A 22,578-nucleotide genomic window follows, 5' to 3' on the forward strand; every position below is an offset into this window, starting at 1 on the left:
GTCTCGACTCCGTTGTCCATCGTGCTCAGCCGTTCTGTTCGGAGTCCGCGGTCACGACGACCCGGTACTCGTCCATGACCCGCAGCGCGGCCAGGCGCACGCTCTCGTGGTCGGTGCCGCGCAGCCGGAAGCGGCCACCGATGTGCTCGTATCCGCCGTTGCCGTCGAAGACCGTGCCGACGGGCGGCAGGACCTCGGCGTACACCTCGGGCACCGCGGCGAGCATCGAGGTGGTGGCGGCGACCCGGCAGGGCAGCGGGCGCGGCTCGGGCACGCTCACCCAGCCGCCGCTGCCGGTGTACGGCTCCAGCGGGCGGTCCTCCGGCGCGGACGGCAGGCCCACGGTGACCCGGAAGGCTTCGCGGTAGAGGTCGATGCCGAACAGGTCGCGGTGCACGAACGGCACCTCGGCGCCGCCCGGGCGCAGGCCGACCTCCAGGAAGACCAGTTCGCCCTGCGGGGTGTCGAAGAGCTCCAGGTGGAAGGGGCCGTTGTCCAGGCCGAGCGCGTCGAGGCAGTCGGCGGCGAAGCCGGTCACCCGCTCCAGGTGCTCGCCCGGGGTCAGCAGGACCGATCCCAGCGGCTCGCCGACGGTGAAGTCCAGGCAGGTGTTGAGGTAGGCCGAGGCGCTGACGAAGCCGAACCTGCCGTCCCGGCGGATGCCGTCCACGTGCAGGATCCGGCCCTCGACGTACTCCTCGCACTCGAACTCGGCCGGGTCCACCTCGGCCAGTGCCAGGGCGAGCTCCGCGGTGTCGGCGATCTTCCGCACCCCGCGCGCCGACCAGCCGGAGCGCGGCTTGAGGATCACCGGGAGGCCGATCTCGGCCGCCAGCTGCTCGGCGCTGCTCTCCTCGGTCAGCTGGGCGAACCTCGGCACCCGCAGGCCGGCGTCGGCCAGGCGCCGCTTCATCGGCAGCTTGTCGCGGAACGCCGTCACGAACTCCGGCGTCCAGCCCGGGACTCCCAGGGCCACCCGCAGTTCGGCGGTGACCTGCACGTCGTACTCGGACGGGCCCACGACCGCGTCGAAGCCGCCGTACTGCTCGGCGAGCCGGCGGGCGTGCGGCAGCAGGGTGTCCAGGCCGAGGTCGTCGACCACGACGATCTCCAGCGCGCTCTCCCCGTCCAGCACCGGCAGCCCGCAGGGCAGCGTCAGGTAGGCGAGGCGGCAGCTGCCCGGCTCCACGAACCGGTGGTACTCGCCGAACTCGTCGTCGAAGCGGTTGACGACCAGGTACTGGGGGATCGATCGGTCAGACAAAACACACCTCGTCGCGGTACCCGTGCCAGCGGTTCAGGGCTTGCTCGTACGAATCGGCCTGGTAGACCACGTGGCCGACGAAGCAGCGGAAGTCCTCGGCCGGGGGGATCTCCTCGCCGGCCGGGATGGCGATGTCCAGCTCCAGCACGTCCTCCCGGGCGCGCAGTTCCGCCACGCCCCGGGCCTCGCGGTAGGAGGTCATCGACCCGGGCGCGGTGAGGCAGGCGATCCCCACGTACTTCGCGGCGGGGGCACCGAAGGCCTCCAGCTCCTCGGGGCACAGACCGGTGTAGGCGGCCAGCATGACCCGGACCAGCGAGGTGCCGGTGACCAGCTGCAGCAGGTGCGGGATACGGTGACCGGCCAGCCGGGCGGCGACCTCGATCAGGACCGGCTCGCCCGCCGGCAGCCGCAGCTCGCAATGGAAGGGGCCCATGGTCAGGCCGAGCGCCGCACAGACCCCGGCGACGTACGTCTCCACGGCGATCCGGGCGCTGTCGTCGAGGTCGCTCGGCATGACCTGGCCGAGCTCCACGAAGTACGGCTCCGCACCGAGCATCTTGGTGGTCACCGCGAGGAACACCGGCTCGCCGTCGAGGACGTAGCCCTCCACGCTCACCTCGGGGCCGTCGAGGTACTCCTCGACCAGCACCGCACCGGAGGCCCGGCCGAGGTCGGTCCGGGCGTCCTCACGGATCCGGCGGTAGGCCGCCAGCAGTTCCTCGGACGTGTCGACGCGGCTGACGTTGCTGCTGCCGGCGGCGTCGACCGGCTTGACCACGGCGGGGAAGCCGACGTGCGCGGCGACGGCGGGGACGGCCGCCTCGTCGGGCAGTTCGGCGTACCGCGGCACCCGCAGGCCCGCGGCACCGGCGTCGTCGCGCATCAGCCGCTTGTTGCGCAGCGAGGTGGCGGAGCGCGCCGGCAGGCCGGGCAGGTCCAGCCAGTGCGCGATCCGGGCGACCACGTCCACGTAGAACTCGAAACCGGGCACGATGCCCACCAGCGGCCGCTGCCGGTGCAGTTCGGTGACGGCCTGGGTCAGCGCGACCTCGTCGTTGGTGTCCACCACGAGCAGCTCGTGGACGAACTCCCGGTGGTCGTCCGGCACGTACCGGTCGTCGCGGTCGGCGGTGGCCACCACGACCTCGAAGCCGAGACGGTGGGCCTCACCGAGCAGGAGCAGGCCCGAGGAGCACGGCTCGACGATCAGGACCCGCCCGCGTGGCAGGCGCGGAGTGTGGGACATGCCGGGTCAACCCCCGTTGGTGGTAGTACTGGTGGGAACCGGTGCCGGGGCGCGGCACGGTCGTGCCGCGCCCCGGCGGCGGGTCGTCAGGCGCCGACCGGCTGCTTGCTGCCGACGGTCGCCTCGTACAGCTCGGCGAAGTAGTCGCCGATCAGCTCGACGAAGGTCGCCAGGTCGTTGTAGGCGGCCTCGGGGGTGCCGAACGACTCGACGGCCTGGGCCACCGTGCGGAACATCAGCTCGTCGTGGTCGTGCGAGTCGTCGAACTCGATGTGGGTGCGGGTGCCCTGGGTGAACTCGGTGCCGAACTCCTCGGTCGCCTTGGCCGTGATGATCGGGTTGTAGCGGTCCGAGTACCACTCGACCAGCCAGTCCCAGACGGTGGTCGGCGCCGGCCCGCGGGTGTCGGCCTCCAGGCGCAGGTAGCCCATCAGCTTCTTGGTCGCCGGGAAGACGTCGGTGGCCTCCAGCTGCTCGCTGGTCAGGCCGAAGCGGACCAGGTCGCGGGTGAACATGCCCTCGTGGCCGAACTCCTCGGCCAGGTACTGCGCGAGCTTGGCGGCCAGCGCGTCGTTCTTGGAGCCGACCTTGAACAGGGCGTACGTGTCGACCTCGTTGTTCAGGCGGATGCGCAGCACGGTCTCGGTGATGTGCCGGACGTAGAAGTCACGGTCGGTCCACTCGCCGGCGTGCAGCTCGCGCATCTTCGGCACGCGCTGGAACTGCTTCTCCATCTGCTCGGCAGCCAGGGCTTCGAGGCGGTCACGATCCAGCTTTTCCACTGCCACGTTTTCTCCCATTTACTGACCCTTGGAATGCTCTCGGGAGAAACGCCGGGCCGATGCCCGGGACAGCAGGATCCGAACAATTCAAACGGCAGGCCCCCCGTGAGCCGAAAACCGATCCTGCGCCACCTCCGGGAGCCTGTCAACGAAACACTCCCGCAATACTCGCCACGCTGAGTGAGCAGGTCGGGTGACGCTCGCCGAGCACCCAGATCCGGCTAGGGTGGCCGAAACCATCCCAAGTCGAGAGCCGGTTCATGTCACCTCTGACATGGCTATGCACTCATTTCCGCAGCTCGACTACGCAATGGCGTGTTGTCTCCGGCGGGCCTGGCGTAAATGCGCCAGCTGGCGAATCGATGCCAGCCCCGGCCAGTCCACCACCCGGTCACCCGGCCACTACTCAACGTTGCGCCGGGCGGCCGGAAAAACGGCGCCGTTGACATTTCCGGCGGAAATCACGGACCATCCCCGAATGCCTAAGACCAGCCTTTTCCATCATGCCGACTTCCGACGACTCTGGATCGGCGATTCGATCAGCCAGTTCGGATCGTCGATAACTCTCCTGGCCCTGCCCTACGTCGCCCTCCGCGTCGTGCACGCGAATCCCTTCCAGGTCGGCCTGCTGGTCATGTTCCAGTACCTGGCCTTCCTGCTGTTCGGCCTGCCGGCCGGGGCCTGGGTCGACCGGATGCGGCTGCGCCGGGTGATGATCGTGGGCGACGTCGGCCGGGCCGTGCTCCTCGGCTCCGTCCCGGTGGCCGCCTGGTTCGACTGCCTGACCCTGGCCCAGCTCTACGTCGTCACCTTCGGCACCTCGGTGCTGACCCTGTTCTTCGACGTGTCCTACCAGAGCCTGCTGCCCGGCCTGGTCGACGACGAGCAGCTGATCGAGGGCAACGCCAAGCTGGAGACCACGCGCAACGTCGCCCAGGTGGGCGGGCCCGGCCTGGGCGGCGCCTTGATCCAGCTGATCAGCGGCCCGGCCGCGATCGGCCTGGACGCCCTCAGCTTCCTGGGCTCGGCGTTCTACCTCGGCCGGATCCGCACCCCCGACACCAAGCCCGAGCCCCGCCCGGACAGCCGGCTGCGCAGCGAGATCGCCGAGGGCCTGCGCTTCGTCTTCGGCCACCGGATCCTGCGGCCGATCGCGATGACGGCGGCGATCTCCAACCTGTTCGGCACCGTCGGGATCGCCATGCTGACCGTGCTGCTGGTCGACCAGCTGCACCTGGCGGCGTTCTGGGTCAGCCTCGTCTTCAGCGCCGCCGCGCTGGGTGGCATCGCCGGCGCGATGCTCACCGAGCGGGTCGTCGCCCGCCTCGGCCAGGGGCGCTCGGTGTGGATGTGCATGATCGCCAGCAGCGTCTGCTGGTTCCTCGCGCTGCCGCTCTACCAGGCCGACTGGCGGCTGGGCCTGGCCCTGGTGCTGCACGGGCTGGGCTGGATCACGCTGATCATCTTCAACATCACCCAGGTCAGCTTCCGTCAGCTGGCCACGCCCAAGCACCTGCTGGGCCGGATGAACGCGACCATCCGCTTCATGGTCTGGGGCTCGATGCCGATCGGCGCCATGCTCGGCGGTGTGCTCGGACAGACCATCGGCGTCCGGCCCGCCATGTGGGTCGGTGTGACCGGCGAACTGCTCGCCGTCCTGCCGGTCCTGCTCTCCCCGATCCGGACCATGCGGGAGCTGCCCACCCGCCCGGAGGAGGAGCCGGAGGCCGAGGCGGCCGCCGTCTCCGTCTGACCTCCGGGGCACCCGCCCGCCTGCTCGCCCGCTCGTCCGCCCAGCTGACCGGCCGGCCGCCGTCGTGCGCCGGCCGGTCAGGCGTCGTGGCGGGGTGGGCGGTCAGTCGTCGTCGCAGGCCGGTCAGGCGTTGTGGCGGGGCGGGTGGGCGGTCAGCTGGGCGGGCGCAGGCCGGTCAGGCGTCGAAGTCGAGCCCGACCTCGGCCGACTCGGGTACCGCGCTGCAGGGCAGGGTGTAGCCGGCCGCCAGGGCCTTCTCGGAGAGCGCGTACTGGCGCCGCAGGCGGACCGAGCCGGCCACCACCTTGGTCCGGCAGACCCCGCACAGCCCCTCGCGGCAGGAGTAGGGCGTCTCCGGCAGGGCCCGCAACAGGGTGTCCAGCACCGTCTCGTCCTCGGGCTCCATGGTGAGCTCGGTGGTCCGGCCGTAGAGCCGCACACTGATCCGCGCCCCCGCCGGAGCCGCGGGCCGGGCGTTCGGATCGGCCGCGGGCGCGGCGGCGAAGAGTTCGAAGCGCACCTGCTCCTCGGCGGCCCCCCAGTCGGCGAGGCCCCGGCCCACCGACTCCACCAGCCCGAGCGGGCCGCAGAGGTAGAAGCACGGGCGCTGCTCGGGCTCGACACCGAGCAGCCGAAGCAGGACGGGCACCCGCGCCGCGTCGATCCGCCCGGAGAGCGGCGGCGCCGCCGGGCCGCTCTCCCGGGAGAGGACGTGCAGCACGCGGAACCGGTCGGGATGGGCCTGCGCGAGCCCGGCCAGCTCCTCGGCCAGCAGCACCGAAGCGGCGCTGCGGTTGGCGTAGACCAGTGAGACCCGGCAGGCCGGGTCGGAGCGCAGCGCGGCGGCCGCCATGGCGAGCAGCGGGGTGATCCCGCTGCCGCCCGCGACCAGCACGTGGTGGGCGCCGGGCTCCTCGGCCAGGCGGAAGTCGCCGGCCGGCGGCGAGACCTCCAGCAGGTCGCCGGCGGCGAGCGCGGTGGTGGCGTACTCACCGAAGCCGCCGGGCCCCAGCCGCTTGACCACCAGGCGCAGCGCGGTGGCATCGTCCGGCGGCGGGCAGACCGAGTAGCTGCGGCGCAGCTCGACGCCGCCGATCCGGTGGCGGACGGTCACATGCTGGCCCGGTCGGTGGGCGAAGTGCCCCGCCAGCGGCGGCGGCACGTCCAGCACGATCGCCACCGCGTCCTCGGTCAGCCGCTGCGCCGAGCGCACCCGCAGCCAGTGCCGGCCGGTCCGCCGGCCGGTGGACGGCGTCGCGCCGTCCGTCGTCACGCCCACCGTCATGACGGTTTGCCACCTCTTTCCCCGTCATTTGAAAAACAGCGCACGACGAATCACCGGTCCGGGCGTCACGGATCCGCCAAAGCGCGATCAAGCCGAATCCATCGCGACGACCCCCCCTGACCAAGCCCGATCAGCGGACCGGCGAGGTCCGCAGTGCATGGGCCCTCGTCAGCTTAGGCAGCACCGTCGCAGCATAGCGAGCCGGAAATCGGCCCGAATAGGACAGTGGCGTAACCACGCCACGCCTGCGGTTCATCCGCTTTGTGCCCGTTTTCGCCCGCTGAGCTGCGAGGAAGGAGCGCGAACGGGTGTGATTCGAGCGGCTCTCCGCGCGTCGACAATGCTTCGGGCGTGGCGGCCGTGGCCGGTTCATGCCATCATCGCGCCTGGCCGGGGCAATACGGGGAATCCCGCCTGACAGGGGTTTGCAGATGGAACATCAGCATGGCGATCTGGACTGGATCATCGGGGGGAGCAGAAAGATCGTGCCGATGGACCCACTGATCCGCCGGGAATCCGAAACCGACGTATTCCTACGGGATTCCGGCTGTCGGCTGGCGTCGGAGGCCGCGCTGGTCGGCGCGCCCGGCGGGTACCGGATTCCCGCTGCCCGGCGGGAGTCCGACGGGTACCGGGAGTCCGGCGCGTACCGGGAGTCCGATGTGCGTCAGGAGTCCGGTGCCGGTCAGGAGCGTGGCGTCCGTCAGGAGTTCGACGTCGACCGGGGTGAGGAGACCCAGCGGCTGCGGGAGGCCGTCCAGTCGCTGATCGACGCCTACGGCCCCAGGCCCGCGGTGGTCCAGCCCGACATCCACGTCGGCGTCGTCACGCGGCACAGCGAGATGGCCGCGGCGATGAGCGAACTGGCCGGCACCGCACGGGAGACGGTGTCGGCGATGCATCCGGGGCCGGTCCCGACACCGCTGGACCTGCGGCACACGCTCAACGCGGACCGGAAGCTGATCGAGCGCGGCATCCGCGTGCGTCGGCTGAACCAGCTGCGGCTGGGCTCCTCGACCGAGTCCTCCGCCGGGTGCGACCAGCTCGCGGACATCGGTGTCGAACTGCGGCTCACCCCGGTCGTACCGATGCACATGGTGATCGCCGACCGCGACATGGCCGTGATGCCGCTCGACCCGGACGACCCCGAGCAGGGCATGGTGGTGCTGCGCGGTGCGCCGCTGGTGCACTCCGCCGCAGCCCTCTTCGACCAGGTCTGGCGCGACTCGCGGCGCTACGACGCGGTCAAACCGGACGCCTCCCGGCTGCAGTTGACGGACGAACAGCTCGCCATCGCGCGGATGCTGGCGGCCGGCGACAACGACAAGAGGATCGCCCGGGCGCTCGGCGTCTCGCAGCGCACGATGAGCCGGAAGGTCGCCGACCTGATGCTGCAACTGCGGGCGGACACCCGCTTCGCCGCGGGTGTGCGGGCCGCCCAGCTGGACCTGCTCGGGCCGTCCGACCTGGCCGGCCCGGCACTCGGCCCGGCACTCGGCCCGACGCTCGCCCAGGAAGTGCCGGCCCGGTAGGGCCTGCCGGGCGCCCTCCCGGTGGGGGCGCCCGTCCGCGGCTACTGCCGGCCGCTCGCGAGGTCGAGCGGGCGGATCCGCAGCGCCAGCCGGGCCGGGACGAGGCTCGCGACCATGGCGAGGACCAGGCAGACCGCGGTGGCTCCGGCCAGGGCCCCCCAGGGCAGGTCGAAGGCGGTGGACCGGGCGGTGTCGAGGATGCGGTTCTCGATCAGCAGGACCGTCGCGTACTGGGTCACCAGGGTGACGACCAGTCCGAGGGCCGCCGCGGTGGCGACCACCAGCAGCGTCTCGACCGCGACCACCCGCAGCACCTGGCGGCGGGTGCCGCCGGTCAGCCGCAGGGTGGCGAAGTCCCGCAGCCGGTCCCCGGTGGACATCATCATCGTGTTGACGATCGCGATCAGCGCGTACAGCAGTGCCGGGCCGAGGATCGCGAGCATCGCGATCCAGCCGTTCCTCGTGGTCCGGTCGTTGTGCGCCCCGATCCACTCCGCGCCCGCGGTGGCCCGGGCCGCGCTGCCGCCCAGCGCGGCCGTGACCTGCTCGGGGCTCGCCCCGGTGCCCAGGTAGGCGACCGAGACGGCGCTTGGGCCGGGGACGGCCTCGCGCGGGACGACGATCTCCGGCAGGTGCGGCAGCAGGTGGCGGACCTGGGCGACCAGCCGCAGCTGCACCTGGGTGCCGTCCGCGAACCGGGCGTTCAGGGTGTCGCCGACGTGCCAGCCGAAGACCCGCGCCATGTCGCCGGAGACCGCGACCGTCCTGCCGTGCAGGTCCTCCAGGGAGCCGGCCTCGGCGGTGAGGTTCCAGGCCGTCCGCAGGTCGCCGTCGACGGCCAGACCGTCCTCCGGGATCGGCAGGTCGGTCGGGCGACCGGGGGCGGGCTGCTGGTCCGGGGTGGCCAGGCCGTCGAACCGTACGGTCGCCGCGGTGGTCAGCCGGGCGTCCGGCAGGGCGGCCAGGCCGCGCAGGGCGTCGGCGGGCACGGCCCGGCCGTCGGAGGGCTCGATCACGTACCCGGCCTTGAGGGCGGCGCGGCCCTGGGCGGCCATCGCGTCGGCGAAGGCCACCGTGCCGCCGACCACCGAGCCGGCCAGGCCGATCACCAGGAAGACCGGTGTGGCCGTGGAGACGGTGCGGCGGATCGCGGCGAGGGCGTTCTGCCGGGCGATCAGCCCGGCGGCGCCGGGCAGCAGCGGGACGAGCACGGTGAACAGCCGCACCAGCGGAGGCACCAGCACCGGGGCGATCAGCACGACGGCGAGCACCGCCATCACGTCGAAGAGCAGGGCCCACTGCGGGGTGGTCTCCGGGTCGCGGGACTGCGGGTCGGCCAGCATCGACGCGGGCATCGAGATGAAGGTCCACAGGGTGTAGCCGAAGACGCCGAGGAAGAGGACCGCGGCCACCCAGCGGGCGACCGGCATCACCTTCTTGTCGACGGCGACCTCGTTGAGCGCCTCCACCGGCCGCACCCGGCCGGCCCGGCGGGACGCCGCGTAGGCGCCGACCAGGGCGACCACCAGGCCGCCCGAGGCGGCGAGCAGCAGCGGCAGCGGGGCGGGCTCGGCGCGGAAGCCGCTCGGCGCCGCACCCCGGTCGACCAGCCAGGCCGCGATCGCCGGGGCGACGAGCAGGCCCATCGCGCAGCCCGAGACCGCGGCGGCCAGCGCCACCACCAGGGCCTCGCCGAGGACCAGGGCGCGCACCTGGCGCGGGGTCGCGCCGACGGCACGCAGCATCGCCGTCTCCTGGCGGCGCTGGGCGACGGCGAAGGCGAAGGTCGAGGAGACCACGAACACCGAGACGAAGCCGGCCATCGCGGCCATGAAGCCCACCAGCTTGTGCAGCGAGGGCGCGCCGGGCAGCGAGTCCTCGCCCATCGTGGTGTTGAGCAGCACGCCGGCGGCGGACATCACCGCGACGCCGAGGGCGAGCGCGACGAAGGAGCCGACGAAGGCCGGCCACCGCCGCCGCATCGAGACGGCGGCGACCGGGAGCAGCAACCGGAAGCCGTTCATCGGGGGCCACCGCCTGTACGGACGTCTTCCAGCGCGGCCATCCGCCCGGCGACGGTCTGCGGGTCGGGGTCGGCCAGCCGGTCGACGACCCGGCCGTCGGCGAGGAAGAGCACGGTGTCGGCGTAGGAGGCGGCCACCGGGTCGTGGGTGACCATGATGGTGCTCTGGCCCTGCTCGTCGACCAGGGAGCGGAGCAGGGTGAGCACCTCGCGGCTGCTGGAGCTGTCCAGGGCGCCGGTGGGCTCGTCCGCGAAGAGCACCTGGGGGGCGGAGATCAGCGCGCGGGCGATCGCCACCCGCTGCTGCTGGCCGCCGGACATCTGCGAGGGCAGGTGGCCGGTCCGCTCACCCAGGCCCACCTGGGCCAGCGCGGCCCGGACCCGGGCCGGGTCGGGTCTACGGCCGGCCAGCCGCAGTGGCAGGCCGACGTTCTGCTCGGCGGTCAGGGCACCCAGCAGGTTGAAGGCCTGGAAGACGAAGCCCAGGCGCTCGCGACGCAGTTTGGTCAGGGCGGTCTCGTCGAGGCCGCCGAGGTCGACGCCGTCGACGACGACGGTGCCGGAGTCGGGGAGGTCGAGCCCGGCGGCGCACTGGAGCAGGGTGCTCTTGCCGGAGCCGGAGGGGCCCATCACGGCGGTGAAGCTGCCGCGGGCGAACCCGATGGTGACCGCGTCCAGGGCGGTGACGGTGTTCGGGCCGGCTCCGTAGGAGCGGGTGACCTGTTCCAGGCGCACTACATCGTTGTCATTCATGATGATCAACTTCCTACCAGGTCAGCGGCCCTGCCAGGTCGGCGGAGAGTGGCGGATTGGCGCCACTGGCGAGCGCGGGGTTCTTACCGGCCCGGCGGCTCAGCGGGTGGCGTGGCGTATCGCGTCCACGGTGAGCGCGCCCAGCGCCAGGGCGGCGGCGAGGCCGGCGACCGCCGCCGGGGCCGGGGCGCGGCCACCGGTGACACCGAGGAAGTCCAGCCCGGCGACGTGGTTGATCATCCCGTACCAGAGCAGCGGGTAGACGGTCTGGAACAGCCGGGGGCCGCGCGTGACGGTGCCGCAGAGCATGGCCAGGGTGGGGATCAGCGGCGCCCCGGCCAGGGCGCCCGCCGCCGCCCGGGGCTCCCCGGCACCGAGCAGCCGGACCACCGACCCGGCCACCACCGCCAGCCCCGAACTCCACGCCGTCCACCGGGCGTCCGCCCGCCGCGAGCACCTCCCGGATCGACGCGGTGATCCGCCGCATGCCCAGCAGGTCCAGCCCGCCGCTCGTCTGCGCGCCCAGCACCAGGACCAGCCAGACCACGAACCAGACCATCGCCCCCACCCCGCCGCGCAGCCCCGGCAGGGTGTCGAAGAGCACCGCGCAGGCGGCCACCACCGCCAGCAGCGGCAGCGTGATCAGGACGTACGGCAGCAGCAGCCGCACCACGTCCACCCGGCCCGAGTCGCCCTTGACCAGCTGCACCCCGAGCGCCGTCCCGGCCAGGGCGAGCAGCATCGAGCCGAACAGCAGCAGGTTGCTGCCGAACTTGCCCGCCAGATAGGCGATCCGGCCGAGCGGGGTGGCGGCGAGCAGCTGCCCGACGCCGCTCTGCTCGTCCCGGGGGACCGCCCCGCGCGCGATGCCGAAGCCCGCCAGCGAGAGCCAGACCGCGCCGCCGAGCGCCGTCACCGTCCCCACGTACCCGCTGGTGTAGCGGCCGTGCAGGTCGGTCACCTGGAACACCTCCCAGCGGGAGTCGCCGACCGGTGCGGCCAGCAGCCCGAGGGCGAGCGTGCCCAGCAGCACGACCAGGTAGCCGGGCCGCCGCCGGCGCTCCCGGAAGTCGGCCAGGGCGAGCGCCCCGATGCGCGTCACCATGATGCGCGTCACCATGCCGCCACCCGCTCGGCCGTGGCGGGCGCGGTGAGCAGCAGGTACGCGTCGTCCAACCGGGGTGTGACGGGCTGGGCCTCCGGTGCGGGCCGCTGCCCGGACAGCACCCGCACCCGGACGCCCCGCGGCGTGCGGGTGGTGCCGCCGAGCAGGAACCTCGAACGCAGGGAGGCGAGTTGCCCGGCCTCGACGGTCAGCTCCCAGACCGCGCCCTCGGCCGTGCGCAGCAACTCCTCGGGGGTGCCGTGGTGCAGCAGCCGCCCGCCGCCCATGACGGCGATCCGGTCGGCGGTGGCCGCGACGTCCGGGACGATGTGCGTGGACAGGACGACGATCCGGTCCGCGCCGAGCCCGCTCAGCAGGCTGCCGAAGCGCAGCCGCTCCTCCGGATCCAGCCCGACCGTCGGCTCGTCCACGATCAGCAGCGCCGGGTCGTTGAGCAGTGCCTGGGCGATGCCGACCCGTTGGCGCATCCCGCCGGACATCGCGCCGAGCCGCTGCCCGCCCGCCCCCGACAGGTTGACCAGGGCGAGCAGTTCCTCGATCCGGGCCTTCGCGGCACGCCGCCGCAACCCCTTGGCGGCGGCCAGGTAGGCGAGGAACTCACGGGCCGTGAGCTGCGGGTAGACGCCGAAGTCCTGTGGCAGGTACCCGACCGCGCGGCGCAGCGGCCCGGGGCGGCGGGCAATGTCCACGCCCTCCCACAGCACCTGCCCCGAGGTGGGCCGGGTGACCGTGGCCAGGATGCGCATCAGGCTCGACTTGCCGGCGCCGTTGGCACCGAGCAGGCCGAGCACGCCGGGCCGCAGCGTCAGCGAGAAGGAGTCCACCGCGCGCCTGCCGCCGCGGTACTCCTTGGTCAGGTCGAGGATCCGGAGTTCGGTCACGCACGGAATGCTTCCGGGTGGGAGCCGCTCCCACATCTGCCGTTCGGCAGATATGCGCGCCGTTTCCGGACGGAAACGGCGGGCGGGGTAGGCCTTTCGGCACGCGCGGTTCAGTCCTCGTCGGCCCCGAAGTCGCCGTCGGCGAGGTCGCCGTCCGGGGTGCCGCTGATCGCGTACCCCTGGCGGCGCGCCTCGTAGCAGGCCACCGTCGCGGCCGCCGACACGTTCAGCGAGCCGACCCGGCCCAACTGCGGTACGAACACCACCTGGTCGCAGAGCGCCAGCGCCTCGGGCGTGATCCCGCGGTCCTCGTGGCCGAGCACGAAGGCCACCGCCGGGGTCAGTTCGGCGGCGAACATCGGCACCGCCTCGTCGGCCAGCTCCAGGCCGACCACCTTGAAGCCGTCCGCCTTGGCCGCCGCGACCGCCTCGGCGACGGTCGGGAAGTGCTCCACCTTCAGGTACTTGTCGGTGCCCATCGCGGCCTTCTGTGCGCCGGAGGAGCGCACCGACGGGGTGTCCCCGATCAGGTACAGCTTCTCGGCGCCCATCGCCGCACCGGTCCGGACCACCGAGCCGACGTTGAACGGCGACTGCAGGTTCTCCAGGATCATCGCGAGCCGGAACTCGTTGCTGCGCCGCCACGAGCGGTGCAGACGCTTCAGTTCGGTCCCGCGCAGCTGCTTCACGACGTCGTACCTCGTCCATTCTCCGAGCCCTCGCCCGCCTCGGGGCGGGGCCGTGCTTCCAGAATCCGGAATCCGTTGACCGAGGTGACCCGGGTCGTCGGGTAGCCCTGGTCGTTCAGCCACTTCTGCAGCGAGTCCGAGCCCAGGTGCTTCTGCACCACCAGGAACGCCGAGCCGTCCGGGGTCAGCCGGCCGAGCCAGTGCGTCAGCAGCCGGCGCAGCGCCGCCTTGCCGATCCGGATCGGCGGGTTGGAGTAGATCGTCGCGAACCGGACGTCCTCCGGCACGTCCTCGGGCAGCGCCGCCTGGACGTTGCCCAGCCGCAGCGCCTCGGCGTTCAGCCGCACCAGCTCCAGGGCGCGCTCGTTGACGTCCACCGCCCAGACCGGCAGGCGCCTGCGCCGGGTCGCCCAGGTGAGCGCGATCGGGCCGTAGCCGCAGCCGACGTCCAGGATCGGGCCGCGCACCCGCGGCTGCGGGGCGTGCTCCAGCAGGATCCGGGTGCCCGGGTCGAGCCGGCCGCGGGAGAACACCCCGGTGTCGGTGGTGAGTTCCAGGGTGACGTCCGGCAGGGAGACCGTGATCGGCCGACGCTCGCTGGCGACCTCGGGTGCACCGCTGAAGTAGTGCGAGCCGGACATGATTTCCCCGTCGTTCGTAAGGGCCTCGGGGCCACCGGGTGGGTGTGGGTAAGCCCTTTGTACGGCACCGATCGTACCCCCGGTGGCCTGCGCGGCGTTCCGGTCAGGAGGTGCCCGGGGTCTTGCGGGTGGCCACGTTGATGCGGTTCCAGGCGTTGATGGTGAAGCAGACCGAGATCAGCTGCGCCAGCTCGGACTCCCCGAACTGCGCGGCGGCCCGGGCGTACACCGCGTCCGAGACCCCGCCGCCGATCCGCGCGATCTCCTCCGCGAGCGCCAGCGCGGCCCGCTCCCGCTCGCTGTACACCCCGGCCGGGGCCTCCGGCCAGACCGGCAGCAGGTAGATCCGCTCGTCGCTCTCCCCGGCCTTGCGGGCGTCCTTGGCGTGCATGTCCAGGCAGTACGCGCAGCCGTTCAGCTGCGAGGTACGCATCTGGACGAGCTCGACCAGCGCCGGGTCCAGGCCCTCGCGGGCCGCGGCGTCCAGGGCGATCATCGCGCGGAACACCTTCGGGACGGTCCGGGCGTAGTCGAGGCGGGCGGGGGCTTCGGTGGTCTCGTTCGTCGTCATGGCTACGACCCTAGGGGCGAAATGCACCGGGCTCATGGGTCATTCGGAGGGCTGTCTCGTGGGTCAATCCGAACCCGGGCGGGGTGCCGGACAACACGCCGGGGCGGCCTCGGCACGTCGCGCCCGGACGCCGGGCGGCGGATACTGCCAGTACCGCCACCCGGGCCCGTGGGAGCCTCCGAACAGTGAGGACGGATGCCATGCCGCAGAATCACGAGGACTACCTGATCGACGAGACCGTCGAGACCGTCGAGCCCGACGAGGAAGCGCCCCAGGACGACGAGTACGACGAGGTCGCCGAGCGCCGCGCCCTCGGCGCCGACCCGGCCACCGACGTCGCCGACGTCGCCGAGCAGACCCGCGTGGTCCAGCTGGACGAGGACGAGTACCGGGAGTAGCCCGGCCCGCCGTGACGCGGGACGGGCCGGTGCGGGCGCGACGGGCCGGGGTGGGACAAGCCGGCGTGCGAGGGGCCGGCGTGCGAGGGGCCGGGTACGACGGGCCGGGGCGGGATGGGCCGGTGTGCGAGGGGCCGGGGTACGAGGGGCCGGGCTACAGCGCCCGGCGGCGCTGCAGCCAGGTCAGCGCCGCCCAGCCCGGCAGCACCGGCAGGATCAGCGTCAGCAGGCGGAACAGCGCCACCGCCGCCAGCGCACCGCCCTTCTCCATCGACGCGGTCTGCTGCAGCAGCGTGATCAGCGCTCCGTCCACCGCGCCCGCCCCGCCCGGGGTCGGCGCCGCACTGCCCGCCGCGTTGCCCACCAGGAACACCACCGCGACCGAGGCGAAGGACGGCTCCCGGCCGATCGCCCGGGCACAGCAGTACAGACAGGCGATCAGGCAGAGCGATACCAGCAGCTGACCGGTCACCCCCACCGCCAGCCGGGTCGGACTGCGCAACAGGTCCAGCAGCCGCGGCAGCACCTCCGTCGTCAACGGCCGCAGCCGCGCCGCCAGCCACCGCCGGGCCACCGGGACCGCCCACACCACCGCCAGCAGCGCCGCCGCCCCTGCCAGCCCGCCCACCACCGCGGGCAGCGCGTCCAGCTCGGAACCGCCCGGCTGCATGTCCAGCAGGTAGACGAAGGCCCCCAGCTGCAGCAGGTGCAGCACCAGCCCGATCATCGTCCCCACACCGACGCTGGACAGCGCCTGCGCCGTCGGGATCCCGGCCCGCTGCAACAGGCGGGTGTTCAGCGCGACCCCGCCGACCCCGCCCGGCGACACCAGCTTCACGAACGATCCGGCCACCTGCGCCAGCACCGCGTTGCGGAAGTCCAGCCGCTCCGGCACGAAACCGACGAACCCCATCGCCGCCACGACGTGGCTCGCTGCCGCCGTGGCCAGCGCCAGCAGCAGCCACCACGGATCGGCGTCCGCCAGGGCCGAGATCGGATTGTCCTCCGCCGCGAACAACTGCGGGATCAGCAGCCACCCGGCCACCACCCCGCCCACGACGGCCAGCAGGGTCCGCGGCCGCAGCCGTTCCAGCCGCACCGGCCGCCCCACCACCTGCGGCCGCGCCCGCAGCACCTCGGCCCGGATCTCCTCCAGCAGCCCGCCGGCGGAGGAGGCGTCGGCGGCGTCGGGGGACGGCTGCGAGTGCGCGGCGACGTCCACGTCCGGGCCCGCCCCCGCGCGCGCGGGTTTGGCGTGGCGCTTGAGGGCGCGGCGGGTGGTGTGGGTGAGGGCGATGGGTTGGAGGAGGGGGAGGGCGGCGCCGACGGGGTCGGGGCCGAGGACGCCGGTGGCGGTGCGGACGGAGCGGGCGGCGCCGGTGCGCAGGGCGAGGGTGGTGAGGAGTTGGGCGATGTCGCAGCGCAGGACGAGTTCGGTGGCGGCGATGTCGCCGTCGGCGAAGTCGACGAGGTGCACCGCGCCCGAGTCGTCGACCAGCAGGGAGGAGGGGACGAGGGCGCGGTGGGCGATCTCGCGGCGCTGGAGGAGGGCGAGCTGGCGCCAGGCGTCGGCGAGCAGCTGGTCGGTGATCTCCTCGTCGGCGAGCTGGTCCAGGGTGCGGCCGGCCAGCCGCTCGTACGCGATGAGGGCGGTGTCGTGGCCGAGGCCGGCGGTGGCGGCGATCCGGCGGGTGCGGACGCCGGCGGCCAGGGCCGCGTACGTGACCAGGGCCTCGTGCTCCAGCCCGGTGCGCGGGGAGCGCAGGACGCGCGGGTCGGGGGCGGTGCGCAGGCGCAGCCGGCGCCAGGCGCGTTGGACGGCGGCGGCGGTGACGGCCTGCCGGTCGAGCAGCTGGACGTCCAGGTCGGGGTGGTCGTCGGTCTGCCGGATCCGGTAGCGGTCGGGCCCGGCCGGGTGGGCCTCGACGGGGCGCAGGCCGCTGTCGCGCAGGGCGCGCAGGATCTCGCCGACCCGGGGGCAGGGGTCGGGGGTGCCGACCGCGTACAGGGTGCCGTGGGCGCCGGTCCAGCCGAGCAGCAGGCCGAGCAGCAGCGCGGTGGGGGTGGCGAAGCCGCCGGCGAGTCCGGCGAGGCCGTAGAGGGCGAGGACGCTCCAGGGCAGGCGGCGTTCGCGGCTGCCGGAGGCGGTCATGAAGGCGAGGACGGGGGCGAGGTAGCCGTAGACGGGCTCGGTGTGCCCGAGGACGGTGCCCGGTAGGGGCTGGGTGAGTGCGGTGAGCAGCGAGCCGGGGGCGAGGTCGTCGGCCCACAGGTCCAGGCCGAGGGTGGCGCCGTACGCGAGGACGGCGGCGAGCAGCCCGTCGGAGACCTGCTGGAGGGCACGGCGCCGGTCGGGGCCGAGCAGGCGCCGGACCGCGAGGCCGACCGGCAGCAGCAGGACGGTAGCCGTGGTGAGGCCTCCGGCCAGGCTCGCGAGCGGCCGCGGCACCAGTGCGGTGGCCTCGGCGACGTCGGCGGCGATGCCTCCGATGGTGGCCCGGGCGTAGTCGGCGAGCAGCAGGGTGAGGGCGATCGCGAACAGGCCGCCGAGCAGCCGGATCAGGGCGACGGGCTGCCGGATCCGCCCGGTGGCGGGCAGCGGGCGCGCCCGGAACCGGCCGGGCGCGGCCTGGGCCGGTATCCACGCTGCGTCGCCCGGCATGTCACGGCCCGCCGCACCGCCGTCCGGCACTCCCGCGTCGTCCGGCACCCCCGCGTCGACCGCGTCGATCGCGTCGCCTGCGTCGCCCGCCCGCTGTGCGGGCACACCGCCGGTGTCGCCACCGTCGGTGTCGCCGCTCGTTCTCCCCGTCACGATCGCCACGAGTGGCATGCTCCCATGCCGCCCGCAGGCCGGGAGCCGGGATGCCGGGCCCTACGCCTGCCGGGTCGGCAGGATGACCAGGTGGCGCAGGTTGACGTGCCGGGGGCGGCTGACGGTGTACGCGACCAGGTCGGCGATGTCCTCGGCGCCGAGTGCCGGGATGGCGGCGAACATGCCGCCGAGCTGCTCGCGCAGCACCGGGTTGTCGATGTGCCCGCCGAGTTCGGTGTCGGTCAGGCCGGGCTCGATCGCGCTGACCCGGACGTCGCGCGGGCCCAGCTCGCTGCGCAGGGCGGCGGACAGCTGGGTGAGCGCGGCCTTGGTGGCGCCGTACACGGCGTAGTCGGGGAAGACCACGTGCGAGGCGATGGAGGAGACGTTGACCAGGTCGGCGGTGCGGCCGTCGGCGGCGGCCGAGGTGAGGTCGGCGGTGAAGGCGCGCACGATCCGCAGTGCGCCGGTGAGGTTGGTGTCGACCATGCGGGTCCACTCGTCGATCCGGCCGTCGGCGAGCGGGTTGGGCAGCATCACCCCGGCGTTGTTGACCACCAGGTCGACCGGGCCGTAGGCGTCGTGGACGGCCTTCGCGGCGGCGTCCACGGAGGCCTGGTCGGTGATGTCGGCGGTGACGGGCAGCGCCCGCCCGCCCGCGGCGGCGATCTCGGCGGCGAGGGCGTCCAGCCGGTCGGTGCGGCGGGCGAGCAGGGCGACCCGGGCGCCGTGGGCGGCGAGGGTCCGGGCGGTGGCGGCGCCCATGCCGCTGGCGGCTCCGGTGACGACGGCGGTGCGGGTGGCGAGGTCGGAGTAGCTCATCGGGGGCTCCAGGGGCTCCGGGACGGGTCGGGCTGACGTCGACCACTCTGCGCGGGCCGCGACCGCCGACCCAGGGCTGTGTCCTTCCCGGGAACAGCTGTCCTGGGAACGGCAGTACCACCCTGAGCCGGCCGGGGCGGAGCTAACCTGCCGGGCATGGAGAACACCCTGGGGGACTTCCTCCGTTCGCGCCGGGCCCGGATCCTGCCGGAGGAGGTGGGCCTGCCCTCGCACGGGCGCCGCCGGGTGCAGGGCCTGCGCCGGGAGGAGGTGGCGCAGCTCGCTGGCGTCAGCGTGGACTACTACGTCCGGCTGGAGCAGGGCCGGGGCGGCAGTGCCTCGGACGCGGTGCTGGACGCGGTGGCCCGGGTGCTGCGGCTGGACGAGGTGGAGGCGGCGCACCTGCGCTCGCTCGTCCGTCCGCCGAAGGAGCCTGCCGCGGCCGTCCGGTCCCGTGGGGCCGCGCGCCGGGCCGGGCAGTCGGTCCGCCCGGGGACGAGGCTGCTGCTGGACCTGATGACCGGGGTGCCGGCCTTCGTGCTGGGCCGCCGGATGGACGTCCTGGCCTGGAACGCGCTGGGCGACGCGGTGAACGGTTTCTCCGCGCGCCGCGCTGCCAGCTCGGACGGCCCGCCCAACCAGGCCCGGCACGCCTTCCTCGACCCGGCGGCCCGGGAGTTCTACCGGCAGTGGGACGCGGTCGCCGCGGAGACCGTCTCCTATCTGCGCCGGGACGCCGGACTGCACCCGGAGGACCCGGAGCTGGGCGCCCTGGTGGGCGAACTCTCGCTGCGGAGCGAGGACTTCGGCCGGCTCTGGGCGGACCACCTGGTGCGGGAGAAGACCCACGGGGTCAAGCAGGTCCGGCATCCGCTGGTCGGCGACCTCGACCTCGGCTACGAGACCCTGGCCGTCAACGGATCGCCGGACCAGCTGCTGGTCGTCTACACCGCCCCGGCGGGCTCGCCCGCCGCCCAGAAGCTGGCGCTGTTGGGGAGTTGGACGGCCCCGGGGGCGGCCTCCGAGGCCTCCGAGGCCTCGGACGTGTCGTGAGGATCGGGGCCGGGTCCTGGCGGGCGGGCCGGGCCGGGGCGAATTAGCCTTTCAGACATGAGTGCCTGCGAAGACCTCGCTCTGGCCCCTCAGGACATCGAGCCCCTTCCGCCTCCCGACGGCTGCGCCGAGTGCCTGGCGCAGGGCCGCCGGGACTGGGTGCACCTGCGGATCTGCCTGGACTGCGGCCACATCGGCTGCTGCGACTTCTCGCCGCAGCGGCACGCCACCGCGCACTTCCACAACACCTCCCACCCGGTGATCCGCTCGTACGAGCCGGGGGAGGACTGGCGCTGGTGCTTCGTCCACGAGGTCATGGGCTGAGCGGGAACGGGCTGAGGCGGGAACGGGGGAGCGGGAGCGGGCTGAGCGGGAACGGCTGAGCCAGGCATCAGGACGCCCGGTGGCACAGGCGTGCAACCCCGGTAAAATCCGGACATAAAGCCCGTGCGGCCCCTCCGGCCGACATCCGTCGGCCGACGGCCGCCGAAGGGAGGCCGACGATGACCAAGCGAACACCGGGCAGCACCGCCCAGCTCCGCCAGGGCACCCAGGAACTGCTGGAACGCCGGGGCATGGCGAACCCGCCGACCCGGATCGGGCCGAAGCTGCGCTTCGGAACGACGTCCTCCGCCGCGGCCGGGTACGGCGCGGGCGAGACGTTCCGGCACGGCGGCCGCGACGCGCCGACCACGTCGATGCACGCCGCCCCGTCCCAGCACGCCGAGCTCAAGGGGCACCGGCACCGTGGCGCGGAGAAGCACTCCGCCCACTGAGGCTCCTCCCTCCGCACCCGGCATCGGGGGCGGGCACCGCGCCGCGGATGCCCGCCCCTGACGCGTGATCAGGGGTGTTCTCCGGGGCGGCTCGGGGGTGCGCCCGGATGTCGCGGCCGGGCGCCGTCCCGAAGACTCTTCCCGTCAGAGCCACCGCCGACCGGGCGGGCCCTCGTTGGAGAGAAGCCGGATGAACACCCGTACCCGTACTGCCCGTTGGTCCACCCTGGCCGCAGCCGGCGCGCTGCTCGCGGCCGTCACGGTCGGCGCCGCGGCCCCGGCCCTCGCCGCCGACGCGCCGCCGACCGGCACCGCCGCCGTCTCCGCAACGACCCGACCGGGCCCGCTGGACCGGGAGGCGCTGGCGAAGACCCTCGACACCCTGCCCGCCGACATCACCGGCGCGCTGGTCCGGGTCGACGGCCCGGGCGCGCGGTGGCGCGGCACCTCCGGCGAGGACGTCCCGGCGAACGCCCGGTTCCGGATCGGCAGCATCTCGAAGGTGTTCACCGCGACCGTGATGCTCCAGCTCGTCGCCGAGGGCAGGGTCGAGCTGGACGGCACCGTCCAGCAGTACCTGCCCGGGCTGCTGCCGGCCGGCTACCCGCCGGTCACCGTACGGGAGTTGCTCGACCACACCAGCGGCCTGCCCGGCGGTGGCGGGATGACCTCGGGGGACGGCAGCACCGCGTGGTTCGCCGCGCACAAGGCGGACTACTTCAGCCCCGAGCAGGTCGTCGCCGACATGCTCACCCAGCCGATGGGCTTCGCGCCCGGCACCGCGCAGCAGTACAACGGCAACAACTACTTCGTCGCCGCCATGGTGATCGAGAAGGTCACCGGCGACACCTTCGCCGACCAGGTGCGCGAGCGCATCACCGGCCCGCTCGGCCTGCACGCCACGTACGTCCCGGCCGCCGACGACCTGGCCGTCCGCGGCCCGCACGCCCACGGCTACGTGGACGTCCGCGCCGCCGACGGCAGCACCGGCCGGGTGGACGTCACCGAGCAGAGCCCGTACCCGTGGGCCGAGGGCGGCATGATCTCCTCCGCCGCCGACCTGGAGCGCTTCTTCGACGCGCTGTTCCGCGGCCGACTGCTGCCGCCCGCCCAGCAGGCCGAGGTGTTCGCCGTCCCGGACCTGCCCAACAACCACAACAAGAGCTGCGACATCGGCCCGACCACCGGCCACGCCTGCTTCAGCGCCGGCGGCCTGCTGCGTTCCGTGCTGCCGAACGGCACCGAGGTCTGGGGCAAGACCGGCGCCCGGCCGGGCTACAGCAGCGCCGTCTTCGCCACCCGCGACCTGTCCCGCACCGTGGTCGTCGGGCTCAACCCGACCGGCATCTCCGGCGAGGAGTTCCCCACCCTGTGGAAGGCGGTGACCACCGGCTTCGGCTCCGGGCAGGTGTACGGGAAGCGGTGAGCCCCACTGTCGGTGCCCTGCGCTAGGTTCGTCCCGTTCACCAAGAGACACCAGGGCAAGGCACGGCAGGGCAACGGGGGCGCCACGATGGCCGATGTGATCACGGAGGAGCCGGTCGAGCTCCAGCTGGACCGCTACCGCACCGAACTCACCGGCTACTGCTACCGGATGCTCGGCTCGGTCTTCGAGGCCGAGGACGCGGTGCAGGAGACCATGGTCCGGGCCTGGCGCGGGCACCGGGGCTTCGAGGGCCGGTCCGCGCTGCGCTCCTGGCTGTACCGCATCGCCACCAACGTCTGCCTGGACGCGCTGAACGGCCGCAAGGCCCGGGCCCGTCCGATGGACCTGGCCGGCCCGGTCACGGTGGCCACGGCGCACGACACCCAACTGTCCGAGGTGACCTGGATCGGCCCCGCCCCGGACGGCCGGGTGCTGCCCGAGACAGGGGATCCGGCCGAGGTGGCCGCCCAGCGCGAGTCGGTGAAGCTGGCCTTCGTGGCCGTGCTGCAGCGGCTCGCGCCGCGGCAGCGGGCGGTGCTGATCCTGCGCGAGGTGCTCGGCTGGACGGCCGCCGAGGTGGCCGAACTGCTCGGCGCCACGGTGGCCTCGGTCAACAGCGCGCTGCAGCGCGCCCGCGCGGTGCTCGCCGCCGGGGCCACGGCTGCCACGGCTACCGCGGACGTCGCCCCAGCCCCAGCCCCAGCCCTGTCTCTTATACACATCTCCGAGCCCACGAGAC

The 22,578-nt window shown here is 73.5% G+C and carries 21 protein-coding genes; 8 read left to right on the top strand and 13 right to left on the bottom strand.

Features of this window, described 5'->3' with window-relative positions:
- Positions 1-25: 25 nt before the first annotated feature.
- From OP86_RS24270 to OP86_RS24280, 3 genes are all read right to left on the bottom strand, one after another.
- The gene (locus OP86_RS24270) at positions 26-1,264 is read right to left on the bottom strand and encodes an ATP-grasp domain-containing protein (RefSeq protein WP_051830497.1); all 1,239 of its coding nucleotides are present in this window, start codon (positions 1,262-1,264) and stop codon (positions 26-28) included.
- Positions 1,257-2,513, bottom strand: a complete 1,257-nt coding sequence (locus OP86_RS33865; RefSeq protein WP_051830499.1) for an ATP-grasp domain-containing protein — start codon at positions 2,511-2,513, stop codon at positions 1,257-1,259. The genes OP86_RS24270 and OP86_RS33865 overlap by 8 nt, the downstream gene beginning before the upstream one ends.
- 86 nt (positions 2,514-2,599) lie before the next feature.
- A complete protein-coding gene (locus OP86_RS24280; protein WP_199815219.1) occupies positions 2,600-3,301 on the bottom strand; it encodes an iron-containing redox enzyme family protein in 702 nt (233 codons plus the stop codon).
- Between the two features lie 472 nt (positions 3,302-3,773).
- On the opposite strand from OP86_RS24280, the gene OP86_RS24285 reads away from it, so the two are divergent.
- Entirely contained in the window at positions 3,774-5,048 is a 1,275-nt protein-coding gene (locus OP86_RS24285) for an MFS transporter (RefSeq protein ID WP_033333178.1), read from the top strand.
- 175 nt (positions 5,049-5,223) lie between these two features.
- On the opposite strand, the gene OP86_RS24290 is transcribed toward OP86_RS24285, so the two are convergent.
- Positions 5,224-6,333: a ferredoxin--NADP reductase gene (locus OP86_RS24290; protein WP_030259320.1), complete on the bottom strand. Its 1,110-nt coding sequence runs from the start codon at positions 6,331-6,333 to the stop codon at positions 5,224-5,226.
- A 491-nt stretch (positions 6,334-6,824) separates the two neighbouring features.
- Between OP86_RS24290 and OP86_RS24295 the strand changes: the two genes are divergently transcribed.
- Positions 6,825-7,865 carry a LuxR C-terminal-related transcriptional regulator gene (locus tag OP86_RS24295; protein ID WP_030062095.1) on the top strand — a complete coding sequence of 347 codons (1,041 nt, stop codon included), beginning with the start codon at positions 6,825-6,827 and terminating at the stop codon, positions 7,863-7,865.
- Positions 7,866-7,906: 41 nt separating this feature from the next.
- Here the strand turns inward: OP86_RS24295 and OP86_RS24300 are convergent, their stop codons facing one another.
- The 7 genes from OP86_RS24300 to OP86_RS24330 form a co-directional block, all read right to left on the bottom strand.
- Positions 7,907-9,889, bottom strand: a complete 1,983-nt coding sequence (locus tag OP86_RS24300) for an FtsX-like permease family protein (protein WP_030259323.1) — start codon at positions 9,887-9,889, stop codon at positions 7,907-7,909.
- Positions 9,886-10,641 (bottom strand): ABC transporter ATP-binding protein, encoded by a 756-nt coding sequence (locus OP86_RS24305; protein ID WP_030062099.1) that lies wholly within the window; start codon positions 10,639-10,641, stop codon positions 9,886-9,888. The genes OP86_RS24300 and OP86_RS24305 overlap by 4 nt, the downstream gene beginning before the upstream one ends.
- Positions 10,642-10,654: 13 nt before the next feature.
- Positions 10,655-11,746 (bottom strand): ABC transporter permease, encoded by a 1,092-nt coding sequence (locus OP86_RS36865; protein ID WP_157849826.1) that lies wholly within the window; start codon positions 11,744-11,746, stop codon positions 10,655-10,657.
- An 8-nt stretch (positions 11,747-11,754) separates the two neighbouring features.
- Positions 11,755-12,648 carry an ABC transporter ATP-binding protein gene (locus tag OP86_RS24315; protein WP_030062102.1) on the bottom strand — a complete coding sequence of 298 codons (894 nt, stop codon included), beginning with the start codon at positions 12,646-12,648 and terminating at the stop codon, positions 11,755-11,757.
- 110 nt (positions 12,649-12,758) lie between these two features.
- Positions 12,759-13,337: a TrmH family RNA methyltransferase gene (locus OP86_RS24320; RefSeq protein ID WP_030062103.1), complete on the bottom strand. Its 579-nt coding sequence runs from the start codon at positions 13,335-13,337 to the stop codon at positions 12,759-12,761.
- Complete coding sequence (locus tag OP86_RS24325) at positions 13,334-13,978, bottom strand: class I SAM-dependent methyltransferase (RefSeq protein WP_033333181.1); 645 nt, start codon at positions 13,976-13,978, stop codon at positions 13,334-13,336. Before OP86_RS24325 ends, OP86_RS24320 begins: the two co-directional genes overlap by 4 nt.
- Positions 13,979-14,081: 103 nt before the next feature.
- Complete coding sequence (locus OP86_RS24330; RefSeq protein WP_030062105.1) at positions 14,082-14,549, bottom strand: carboxymuconolactone decarboxylase family protein; 468 nt, start codon at positions 14,547-14,549, stop codon at positions 14,082-14,084.
- Between the two features lie 200 nt (positions 14,550-14,749).
- Here OP86_RS24330 and OP86_RS24335 point away from each other — a divergent pair, with 200 nt between their 5' ends.
- Positions 14,750-14,947 carry a hypothetical protein gene (locus tag OP86_RS24335; RefSeq protein ID WP_030062106.1) on the top strand — a complete coding sequence of 66 codons (198 nt, stop codon included), beginning with the start codon at positions 14,750-14,752 and terminating at the stop codon, positions 14,945-14,947.
- A gap of 154 nt (positions 14,948-15,101) precedes the next feature.
- Here OP86_RS24335 and OP86_RS33045 read toward each other — a convergent pair whose 3' ends face one another.
- Positions 15,102-17,771 carry a lysylphosphatidylglycerol synthase transmembrane domain-containing protein gene (locus OP86_RS33045; protein WP_051830505.1) on the bottom strand — a complete coding sequence of 890 codons (2,670 nt, stop codon included), beginning with the start codon at positions 17,769-17,771 and terminating at the stop codon, positions 15,102-15,104.
- Between the two features lie 51 nt (positions 17,772-17,822).
- The gene (locus OP86_RS24345; protein ID WP_030259335.1) at positions 17,823-18,584 is read right to left on the bottom strand and encodes an SDR family oxidoreductase; all 762 of its coding nucleotides are present in this window, start codon (positions 18,582-18,584) and stop codon (positions 17,823-17,825) included.
- 156 nt (positions 18,585-18,740) lie between these two features.
- Here OP86_RS24345 and OP86_RS24350 point away from each other — a divergent pair, with 156 nt between their 5' ends.
- The 5 genes from OP86_RS24350 to OP86_RS24370 all read left to right on the top strand — a co-directional run.
- On the top strand, positions 18,741-19,637 hold the full coding sequence (locus OP86_RS24350) for a helix-turn-helix transcriptional regulator (protein ID WP_030062109.1): 897 nt from the start codon (positions 18,741-18,743) through the stop codon (positions 19,635-19,637).
- Positions 19,638-19,694: 57 nt separating this feature from the next.
- A complete protein-coding gene (locus OP86_RS24355) occupies positions 19,695-19,961 on the top strand; it encodes a UBP-type zinc finger domain-containing protein (protein WP_030259338.1) in 267 nt (88 codons plus the stop codon).
- 179 nt (positions 19,962-20,140) lie between these two features.
- Positions 20,141-20,413, top strand: coding sequence for a hypothetical protein (locus tag OP86_RS24360; protein WP_030062110.1), 273 nt, complete (start codon positions 20,141-20,143; stop codon positions 20,411-20,413).
- A 190-nt stretch (positions 20,414-20,603) separates the two neighbouring features.
- On the top strand, positions 20,604-21,839 hold the full coding sequence (locus OP86_RS24365; protein ID WP_030062111.1) for a serine hydrolase domain-containing protein: 1,236 nt from the start codon (positions 20,604-20,606) through the stop codon (positions 21,837-21,839).
- A gap of 87 nt (positions 21,840-21,926) precedes the next feature.
- Positions 21,927-22,578, top strand: a 652-nt coding sequence (locus OP86_RS24370) for an RNA polymerase subunit sigma-70 (protein ID WP_209440364.1), incomplete at its 3' end; no start/stop codon positions are given.

It is taken from the genome of Streptomyces novaecaesareae (assembly GCF_000716875.1).
Classification (GTDB): domain Bacteria; phylum Actinomycetota; class Actinomycetes; order Streptomycetales; family Streptomycetaceae; genus Kitasatospora; species Kitasatospora novaecaesareae.

Excerpts from the sequence above, each read along its gene's own strand:
- OP86_RS33865 (WP_051830499.1), bottom strand. The coding sequence starts at position 2,513 with ATGTCCCACACTCCGCGCCTGCCACGCGGGCGGGTCCTGATCGTCGAG.
- OP86_RS24285 (WP_033333178.1), top strand. The coding sequence starts at position 3,774 with ATGCCTAAGACCAGCCTTTTCCATCATGCCGACTTCCGACGACTCTGG.
- OP86_RS24290 (WP_030259320.1), bottom strand. The coding sequence starts at position 6,333 with ATGACGGTGGGCGTGACGACGGACGGCGCGACGCCGTCCACCGGCCGG.
- OP86_RS24295 (WP_030062095.1), top strand. The coding sequence starts at position 6,825 with ATGGACCCACTGATCCGCCGGGAATCCGAAACCGACGTATTCCTACGG.
- OP86_RS24300 (WP_030259323.1), bottom strand. The coding sequence starts at position 9,889 with ATGAACGGCTTCCGGTTGCTGCTCCCGGTCGCCGCCGTCTCGATGCGG.
- OP86_RS24305 (WP_030062099.1), bottom strand. The coding sequence starts at position 10,641 with ATGAATGACAACGATGTAGTGCGCCTGGAACAGGTCACCCGCTCCTAC.
- OP86_RS36865 (WP_157849826.1), bottom strand. The coding sequence starts at position 11,746 with ATGGTGACGCGCATCGGGGCGCTCGCCCTGGCCGACTTCCGGGAGCGC.
- OP86_RS24325 (WP_033333181.1), bottom strand. The coding sequence starts at position 13,978 with ATGTCCGGCTCGCACTACTTCAGCGGTGCACCCGAGGTCGCCAGCGAG.
- OP86_RS24330 (WP_030062105.1), bottom strand. The coding sequence starts at position 14,549 with ATGACGACGAACGAGACCACCGAAGCCCCCGCCCGCCTCGACTACGCC.
- OP86_RS24335 (WP_030062106.1), top strand. The coding sequence starts at position 14,750 with ATGCCGCAGAATCACGAGGACTACCTGATCGACGAGACCGTCGAGACC.
- OP86_RS24345 (WP_030259335.1), bottom strand. The coding sequence starts at position 18,584 with ATGAGCTACTCCGACCTCGCCACCCGCACCGCCGTCGTCACCGGAGCC.
- OP86_RS24350 (WP_030062109.1), top strand. The coding sequence starts at position 18,741 with ATGGAGAACACCCTGGGGGACTTCCTCCGTTCGCGCCGGGCCCGGATC.
- OP86_RS24355 (WP_030259338.1), top strand. The coding sequence starts at position 19,695 with ATGAGTGCCTGCGAAGACCTCGCTCTGGCCCCTCAGGACATCGAGCCC.
- OP86_RS24360 (WP_030062110.1), top strand. The coding sequence starts at position 20,141 with ATGACCAAGCGAACACCGGGCAGCACCGCCCAGCTCCGCCAGGGCACC.
- OP86_RS24365 (WP_030062111.1), top strand. The coding sequence starts at position 20,604 with ATGAACACCCGTACCCGTACTGCCCGTTGGTCCACCCTGGCCGCAGCC.